Annotated in this window: 1 protein-coding gene; it reads left to right on the forward strand. The window is 60.4% G+C overall.

Annotation, left to right across the window (positions count from 1 at the left end; all coding sequences use genetic code 11):
• On the forward strand, positions 1-442 hold a 442-nt coding region (locus MM194_RS21790; protein ID WP_241344956.1), incomplete at both ends, for an IS1595 family transposase.

A 442-nucleotide genomic window follows, 5' to 3' on the forward strand; every position in this document is an offset into this window, starting at 1 on the left:
TTCTTCCTGGAGTCATTTAAAGGACAGTCCGGATTGTCCCGACCGGCCCGTCACCGGGGTGGGAAAGGCCGCACCCGCGGTACAGGGCCGGACTACATCCCGGTGATGGTGGTGCAGGACCGGGCAGGCCACCTGGCAGATTTCCAACTGGAGAGACTGGATGCTCTGACTGTCAGGGTGGTGCTAAAACCGCTCATCGCCCCCGATGCGGTGCTGTGCAGCGACGGGGCGGCGGTGTATGCCAGTTTCAGCGAACGGCAAGGCATGACACATCAAGTGGTCCATAACCGTGCGGGAGAGCGGGTGGTGGGTGCGTATCACATCCAGCATGTGAACGGATATCACAGGCGGTTGAAGGAGTGGATGGCGCGGTTCCATGGGGTGGCGACGAGCTATTTGAGGAATTATCTGGGCTGGCGAAGGATGTTGGAGCGTTATGGGC

The organism is Aeromonas sp. MR16, assembly GCF_022549315.1.
GTDB lineage: Bacteria > Pseudomonadota > Gammaproteobacteria > Enterobacterales > Aeromonadaceae > Aeromonas > Aeromonas aquatica.